General features: G+C 55.9%; 6 protein-coding genes and 1 pseudogene. 4 read left to right on the top strand and 3 right to left on the bottom strand.

The features are described 5' to 3' along the window. The 3 genes from HKD46_RS21235 to ascB all read left to right on the top strand — a co-directional run. On the top strand, window positions 1-215 hold a 215-nt coding region (locus HKD46_RS21235), incomplete at its 5' end, for a hypothetical protein (protein ID WP_221413926.1). A gap of 16 nt (window positions 216-231) precedes the next feature. Next, window positions 232-2,106, top strand: a complete 1,875-nt coding sequence (gene bglF, locus HKD46_RS20595; protein WP_171865911.1) for a PTS beta-glucoside transporter subunit IIABC — start codon at window positions 232-234, stop codon at window positions 2,104-2,106. A 17-nt stretch (window positions 2,107-2,123) separates the two neighbouring features. Further along, the gene (ascB, locus tag HKD46_RS20590; protein ID WP_171865910.1) at window positions 2,124-3,530 is read left to right on the top strand and encodes a 6-phospho-beta-glucosidase; all 1,407 of its coding nucleotides are present in this window, start codon (window positions 2,124-2,126) and stop codon (window positions 3,528-3,530) included. Window positions 3,531-3,836: 306 nt separating this feature from the next. Here ascB and galK read toward each other — a convergent pair whose 3' ends face one another. Genes galK through galE form a run of 3 tightly spaced genes read right to left on the bottom strand, consistent with a single transcriptional unit; the run spans window position 3,837 to window position 7,090 of the window. Next, window positions 3,837-4,994: a galactokinase gene (galK, locus tag HKD46_RS20585; RefSeq protein ID WP_171865909.1), complete on the bottom strand. Its 1,158-nt coding sequence runs from the start codon at window positions 4,992-4,994 to the stop codon at window positions 3,837-3,839. Between the two features lie 9 nt (window positions 4,995-5,003). Then, window positions 5,004-6,044, bottom strand: coding sequence for a galactose-1-phosphate uridylyltransferase (gene galT, locus HKD46_RS20580; RefSeq protein WP_171865908.1), 1,041 nt, complete (start codon window positions 6,042-6,044; stop codon window positions 5,004-5,006). Window positions 6,045-6,070: 26 nt separating this feature from the next. After that, window positions 6,071-7,090, bottom strand: coding sequence for a UDP-glucose 4-epimerase GalE (gene galE, locus HKD46_RS20575; RefSeq protein ID WP_214003069.1), 1,020 nt, complete (start codon window positions 7,088-7,090; stop codon window positions 6,071-6,073). A 311-nt stretch (window positions 7,091-7,401) separates the two neighbouring features. Here galE and HKD46_RS20570 point away from each other — a divergent pair. Continuing rightward, a pseudogene (locus HKD46_RS20570) lies at window positions 7,402-7,839 on the top strand (LacI family DNA-binding transcriptional regulator); the annotation flags it as partial. Window positions 7,840-7,969: the final 130 nt, after the last annotated feature.

The following is a 7,969-nucleotide window of genomic DNA, read 5'->3' as shown; positions in this document are numbered from 1 at the left end:
AATCGCATGCGTTTCCTGGCGTTGGTTTCTGCCTTGGCGAGGGCCAAGAAATCGATTGGATCGGACATACTGAGTACAGTGAAACCAGAATAGAGCAATTAGATCACATCTTTAATCTGATTGGTATGACTGCTGCGGCAGGCAAGACCTGGTGTCTCTTCCTCCTTTTTGGGGGCGGAGCATCAGGTTTTTTTATGCCCGCAGCGCACCAGTAAATCAGGAGAAGCAAGCATGGCAACAGAGGATCTGGCCAGCGCGATTGTCGAAGAGGTTGGCGGACGGGACAACATCGTCAGCCTGATGCACTGTGCCACCCGGCTGCGTTTCAAGCTGAAAGACAAAAGCAAAGCCAATGCCGCCAGTCTCAAGGCGCGTGAAGACATCATCATGGTGGTCGAGAGTGGCGGCCAGTTTCAGGTGGTGATCGGCAACCATGTGCACCAGGTCTATCAGGCGGTGCGCCAGCTGGTGCCAGAGGGTCATGCACAAGCGGCAGCAGAGGGCGAGCGTGGCCCGCTGCTCAATCGAATCATCGATGTTGTGTCCGGCATCTTCACCCCCTTTATCGGGGTGATGGCGGCCACCGGTATTCTGAAAGGCGCGCTGGCACTGGCGCTGGTCTGCCAATGGACCACGCCACAAAGCGGCACCTACCAGCTGCTGTTTGCCGCCAGTGATGCCCTGTTCTACTTCTTCCCCTTGATCCTCGGCTACACCGCCGGCCAGAAGTTTGGCGGCAACCCGTTTACTACCATGATGATCGGCGGTGCGCTGGTGCATCCGAGCATGATCGCCGCGTTTCAGGCGGCAAGTCAGCCGGGGGGCGAAACCCTCTATTTCCTTGGCGTTCCCATCACCTTTATCAACTACAGCTCGTCGGTGTTGCCGGTGATCTTCGCCGCCTGGGTGAGCAGCAAGCTCGAGCCGCTCCTGATGAAGTGGTTACCGTCGGCGCTGCGTAACTTCTTCACCCCGCTGTTTTGCATGGTGCTGGTGGTGCCGCTCACCTTCCTGCTGATTGGCCCGTTGGCCACGTCGATTGGCCATGGTCTGGCAAATGGTTATCAGGTGATCTATGCCGTGGCGCCTGCGATTGCCGGCGCAGTGATGGGTGCCTGCTGGCAAATATTCGTGATTTTCGGCCTGCACTGGGGGTTGGTGCCGCTAATGATCAACAACCTGAGTGTGTTGGGCCATGACACCATGATGCCGATGCTGCTGCCCGCCGTCATGTCCCAGGTTGCCGCTTGCATCGGGGTGATGCTGAAAACCCGTGATGCCAAGCGTCGGACCCTAGCTGGCTCTGCCGCTGCAGCCGGTCTCTTCGGTATCACCGAGCCGATCATCTATGGCGTCAACCTGCCGCTGCGCCGTCCGTTTGCCTTCGGCTGTCTGGGCGGCGCCATCGGGGGCGCCATGGTCGGGCTGAGCCACACCGCCAGCTATTCGTTTGGCTTCATCAATATCTTCACCTTTACCCAGATTATTCCACCGACCGGTATTGATGGCACAGTATGGGGCACGGTCGTCGGCACCCTGCTTGGTGCGGCCATTGCACTGGTGCTGACCTGGCTGTTCGGTGTTTCGGCAGATGCCACTACCTCGGCCAAACCGGTTGACGCAAAGGTCACCACGCCGCAGGCCAGCACAGGTCCTGTCACCTTGTTAGCGCCGCAAGATGGCGCCGTGCTGCCGCTTGCCGAGATCAGCGATCCGAGTTTTGCCAGTGGCCTGCTCGGTCAGGGGATCGCCATCGTGCCGCGCAGCGGTCGGGTGGTGGCGCCGGTCAGTGGCGAAGTCGCCTCCCTGTTTCGCACCCACCATGCCATCGGCATCACCACCGACAATGGACTGGATGTGCTGATCCACATCGGCCTCGATACGGTCAAACTCGACGGCCAGTTCTTTACCCCCAAGGTACAACTGGGCGATCGGATCGAAGCCGGGGACCTGCTTATCGAATTTGATCTCGACGCGATCGTCGCCGCGGGGTATGACATCACCACGCCGATGGTCATCAATCAGAGCAGCGGTGCACCGGTCACTGTAACCGCCTCGGGTAATGAGGCGCAGGCCGGTCTGCAACTGTTGACAGTCACCCTTTGAAACACCAGGAGTACGCAATGAATAGTCTGTTTCCGAAAGAGTTTTTGTGGGGCGGCGCCGTCGCGGCCAATCAGGTCGAAGGCGCCTACCTGACGGATGGCAAAGGGCTGACCACCTCCGATATCCAGCCGCAGGGCATCTTTGGCGGCAACGTCACGCGGGTGGCGGGAGATTTTAACGTCAAGGATCTCGCCATCGATTTTTATCATCGCTATGCCGAGGATATCGCCCTGTTTGCCGAAATGGGGTTTGGCTGCCTGCGTTTTTCTATCGCCTGGAGCCGCATCTTCCCGCAGGGGGACGAAGCCGAACCCAACGAAGCGGGTCTGGCCTTCTATGACAAGGTGCTCGATGAGCTGGAGAAGCACAACATCACGCCACTGATCACCCTCTCTCACTACGAAATGCCTCTTGGCCTTATCGAGCAGTACGGCGGTTGGGGCAATCGCAAGGTGATCGAGTGCTTCGAACGCTACGCGCGCGCAGTGTTCACCCGTTATGGTCAACGTGTGAAGCTGTGGCTCACCTTTAACGAAATCAACATGTCGCTGCACGCGCCCTTCACCGGGGTGGGGCTGCCGCACGAGAGCAGCAAGCAGGCGATCTATCAGGCAATCCACCACCAGCTGGTGGCCAGTGCCCTTGCCGTCAAGGCCTGCCACGAGCTGCTGCCGGATGCCCAGATCGGGAACATGCTGCTCGGCGGCCTGCAGTATCCACTCACCTGCAAGCCCAACGACGTGCTGGAAGCGATGCAGAAAAACCGCGAGTGGTTGTTCTTCGGTGACGTGCAAGTGCGCGGGCGCTATCCGGGCTATATGCTGCGCGCCTGGCGTGACGAGGGTATCAAGGTGGAGTTTGCGCTGGGTGATGAGGCGATCCTTGCCAACAACACCATGGATTTCATCTCGTTTAGCTACTACTTCACCGGCTGCGCCTCGGCTGATCCGCACGAATACAGCCGCGGCAATATCCTGAACATCATCACCAACCCGCACCTGCCGGCTTCCGAATGGGGTTGGCAGATCGATGCGGTGGGCCTGCGCACCCTGCTCAACCTGCTGTGGGATCGCTATCAAAAACCGTTGTTTATCGTCGAGAACGGCCTCGGTGCCAAGGACAAGTTAGAGGCCGACGGCAGCATTCGCGATCCGTACCGCATCCACTATCTGCGCGAGCACCTGCTGCAAGTGGCCGAAGCGATTGAAGATGGTGTCGAGGTGATGGGTTACACCAGCTGGGGTCCGATCGATCTGGTCAGCGCCTCCACCGCCCAGATGAGCAAGCGTTATGGCTTTATCTACGTTGATCGTGACGACGAGGGTCACGGCACGCTGGAGCGTCGCCGCAAGCAGAGCTTCTTCTGGTATCAGAAGGTTATCGCCACTCAGGGCGCATCACTGGCTGAGCCGGTGCAAGAGTAACTGATAAAAGGCGCCATGTAGTGGCGCCTTTTCTATTGGTTCAACACAGCCTGGGAATATACGACCCACTTATTCGTCCCTTCCCTAGCAGGCACAGGGTAGCTGTTAAGATATGCAGGAATTCAGTTGTACCCAATGTTCTCACTCGTGCACATCCTTTTGCACAGTCAGCGGCTTTGGGTCTTTTGCCCATTCGATGAGTGCGATGATTGGCATCTGAATAAAGGTTCAGTGAAGTGTGTCATGATCAGCGTGGACCTATGAGGGTCTATTTTGCTGATCATGACATTGATATGGTAATAAAGGTCAGATAGAGCCAGCTCCGGCGGAGGGCTTGCAGATATAGATATTGGGCTGTAAACCACTGAGCAGAGGATAGCGGGAGTTGACTTGCTCGCAGACGACTGGGGTCAGTGCGCGTGGCACCAGCGCAACAACACAACCACCAAACCCACCACCAGTCATCCTGACTCCACCACGACTACCAATAATCTCTTTGATCATGTCGACCAGAGCGTCTATGGCGGGTACTGTGATGGCAAAATCATCGCGCATCGAAGCATGAGACTGCGCCATTAATTCGGCCATCATGACCATGTCTTCATTTGCCAGCGCATCGGCTGCTGCCAGCGTTCGTTCATTCTCGGAGATGACGTGGCGTGCACGGCTCGCGACGACAGGATCCAGTTCGTTGGCGCGTTCGGTAAACTGCTGCATCGTTAAGTCGCGCAGTGCCTTGACCCCAAAATGCCGTGCGGCCTCTTCACACTGTGCCCTGCGGGTATTGTATTCGCTATCCACCAGGCCCCGGCGTACGTTCGAGTTGATGATGACCACATCAATGTCGGCTGGCATGCTCACAGGACGGGTATCCAGACTGCGGCAATCGATCAGCAGAGCATGATCTTGCTGACCCAGAGCCGAGATGAACTGATCCATGATGCCGCAGTTGCAACCGACGAACCTGTTTTCCGCCAGTTGTCCATTCAGGGCGATATCTGCTTGGCTGATGTCGAGGTGATTCATCTCTTTGAAGATCTGTCCTACTGCCACTTCCAGAGAGGCGGAAGAGCTCAGGCCTGCTCCCTGAGGTACATTGCCACTGATTACCAGGTCTGCCCCTGTCAGTTGACAGCCTCGCAATAGCAAATATTTGACGACGCCTCGCACATAGTTGGCCCACAGGTATTCCGGGCGCGCCTCTATGGGGTGGTGCAAGTCAAATTCATCCAGTTGGTTGTGATAGTCGGCAGCAATGACCCTGATCAGACTGTCTTGGCGGGGGGCAGCACTGATCACGGTCTGATAATCGATGGCGCAGGGTAGCACGAAGCCATCGTTATAGTCCGTGTGCTCCCCAATGAGGTTGACACGTCCAGGCGCCTGAATGGCGAGGGTAGGGTGATAACCATATTGTGTATAAAAGGTGCGTTCAGTCACGCTGCGCTGCGATTCAATACTCATATATCAACCTCAAACCTGTTCACGAAAATGGATATCGCTGACGGAACGCAGGCGTTCGGCCGCCTGTTCTGCCGTCAGGTCACGCTGTGTTTCCGCCAGCATTTCATAGCCCACCATAAACTTGCGCACGCTCGCTGAGCGCAGCAGGGGCGGGTAGAAGTGGGCATGCAACTGCCAGTGGTCATTTTCATCGCCATTGAAAGGTGCACCATGCCATCCCATCGAATAGGGGAACGAGCACTGAAACAGGTTGTCATAGCGACTAGTCAGTTTCTTGAGCGCAAGCGCGAGGTCTTCACGCTGTTGCGCTGTCAGCGCCGGTAGACGTGTTACCGCAAACTTGGGAAGCAACAGGGTTTCGAAGGGCCAGGCAGCCCAATAGGGCACCACTGCCAGCCAGTGCTCCGTTTCAACTACGGTGCGGCGGCCGTCAATGCGTTCACGATCAGCATAATCGAGCAACATGGCACGACCATGTTTGGCAAAATACTCCCGTTGGGCATCATCTTCCCGTGCGGCTTCGTTGGGCAAGAAGTCGTTGGCCCAGATCTGCCCATGGGGATGGGGATTGGAGCAACCCATCATGGTGCCCTTGTTTTCGAATACTTGTATCCAGGGATAGTCGCGCCCCAGCTCTGTAGTTTGCTCGCACCAGGTGTTGACCACGGCTGTGAGAGAGGGGACTGACAACTCGGGCAAGGTCTTGCTGTGATCCGGTGAGAAGCAAATTACCCTGCTGGTGCCGCGTGCACTCTCTAGCTGGAAGAGGGGATCCTCGCTGGTTGGGGCCATCGGGGTATCAACCATCAGGGCTGCGAAGTCGTTGGTAAAGACGAAGGTCGACTGATAATCCGGATTTTTGTCACCAGTGACGCGAGTATTACCGGCGCAGAGGAAACAATCCGGATCGTGAGCGGATCGCTGGGTGCGATCGGGCTCATCCTGCTGGCCCTGCCAAGGGCGCTTCGCCCTGTGGGGAGAAACGAGAACCCACTGCTGGATCAATGGGTTGTAACGACGGTGGGGGTGGTCGGTCGGTTCAAATTGCATAGGAAGGCCTGTCTCGTTCTGTACATTCATGGAAGGGGGTAACCGTTCGGATTTTGGGATTGCCAGCGCCAGGTATCGGCGGTCATCTCATCAAGTGTGCGATGAGCCTTCCACCCCAGCTCGTTGTAGGCCCGGGTTGGATCGGCCCAACACTGCGCTATGTCCCCGGCACGGCGCGGCACGATCTCATAAGGCAGTTCGCGGCCACAGGCCTTGGAGAAGGCGGCATGAATGTCCAGGACGCTGTAGCCATGCCCAGTGCCCAGGTTGTACACATGGACGCCAGCTTGCCCAAGCGTATGTTTCAAGGCTGCGACATGGCCATCGGCTAGATCCATGACATGAATGTAATCCCGCACGCCGGTACCATCTGGTGTCGGGTAGTCATCACCAAAGATGGCGAGTTTGGCACGGCGGCCCACTGCCACCTGGGCAATATAAGGCATCAGGTTATTGGGAATGCCTTGTGGATCCTCACCCATCAGGCCGCTGGGGTGGGCTCCCACCGGATTGAAATAGCGCAGCAGAGTCAATGACCAATCGGGGGCTGACCGTGCAAAGTCCTTGATGAGACGCTCCACCATCAGCTTGCTCTGACCATATGGGTTGGTGGCGCTAAAGGTTGGCGATTCCTCGGTAATAGGCATGGTCTCTGGCTCACCATAAACGGTGGCAGATGAGCTGAACAGCAAGGTCTTTACCCCGGCACGTCGCATGGCCTGCAATAACACCAAGGTGCCACTGACATTGTTGTCATAGTACTCGAGAGGTTTTTGTACCGATTCTCCTACAGCCTTGAGCCCTGCGAAGTGGATCACGGCATCTATTTGCTGGTCTGTAAACACACGATCAAGCAGGTCGGCATCCCGCACATCACCTTGATAGTGCAGGGGGCGCTGTCCGCTGAGGGTATGGATGCGTTCGAGGACACTCTCTTTACTGTTCACCAGATTGTCCAACAAGATGGGAGTCATCCCGGCAGCAATAAGCTGCAAACAGGTATGACTACCTATGTAACCAGTTCCACCTGTGACGAGTATATTCAACATAGATCGCTCCTTGTTCCTCGCTTTAATTGGGTTTTGTTTTGTGTAATCGCTTTCCCTATTCTGCTCTTGTGAAAGAAAGGCTGGAAGGTATAGCTCTATTTTGTGTGACTTTTGTCACATTATCATCTGTGTTGAGCATGGCAATGGAGAGTGGTGTGTGTAAGCGGATTACACAGCGAGGTGATCGTATTGATAGAATGCTCTCGCTTTTGATATGAAAGCCGTGTCAGGCATTGGAAATGTCGGTAGTATCTTGACCCTATAAAGCGCTGGTTTTTATTTATACCGTTCACCGGAAAAGCTAATTCATGGCAACCATCAAAGATGTAGCACTCCTGTCAGGCGTATCTGTCGCCACAGTCTCACGTGTCATCAATCATTCGCCAAAGGCGAGCCAGGCATCACGCGACGCAGTCTTCAAGGCGATGCATGAACTGAACTACCACCCCAACGCGAACGCGAGAGCCTTAGCCCATCAGAACAACGACACCTTGGGGTTGATTGTTGCTGATGTGTCTGACCCCTTCTTTGGCACCATGGTTAAAGCCGTCGAGCAGGTGGCACAGGCTACGGGGAATTTTCTTCTCATCGGAAATGGCTACCACGACGCAGCCAAAGAGAAGCACGTCATAGAGCAGTTGATCGGCCACCGCTGCTCGGGCCTTGTGGTTCATGCCAAAATGCTGCCAGATGAAGAGCTGATCCAGATGATGAGCTATGTTCCTGGAATGGTGCTTATCAACCGTATTGGTAAGTATTCACCGGAACAGTATTGACACAGGAAAAATGAGACGATCGTCTCTTGATCCCACTTTCCTGCTTGCTTGATCCTGCTCCTTAGATACGCTCCCCCCATGAGCAAAAACACCATGCATT

Origin of the sequence: Aeromonas sp. TW 6, assembly GCF_013168745.1 — a bacterium.
GTDB lineage: Bacteria > Pseudomonadota > Gammaproteobacteria > Enterobacterales > Aeromonadaceae > Aeromonas > Aeromonas caviae.
The sequence above is the reverse complement of the archived record's forward strand: the minus strand, read 5'-3'. Positions and strand labels throughout refer to the sequence as shown.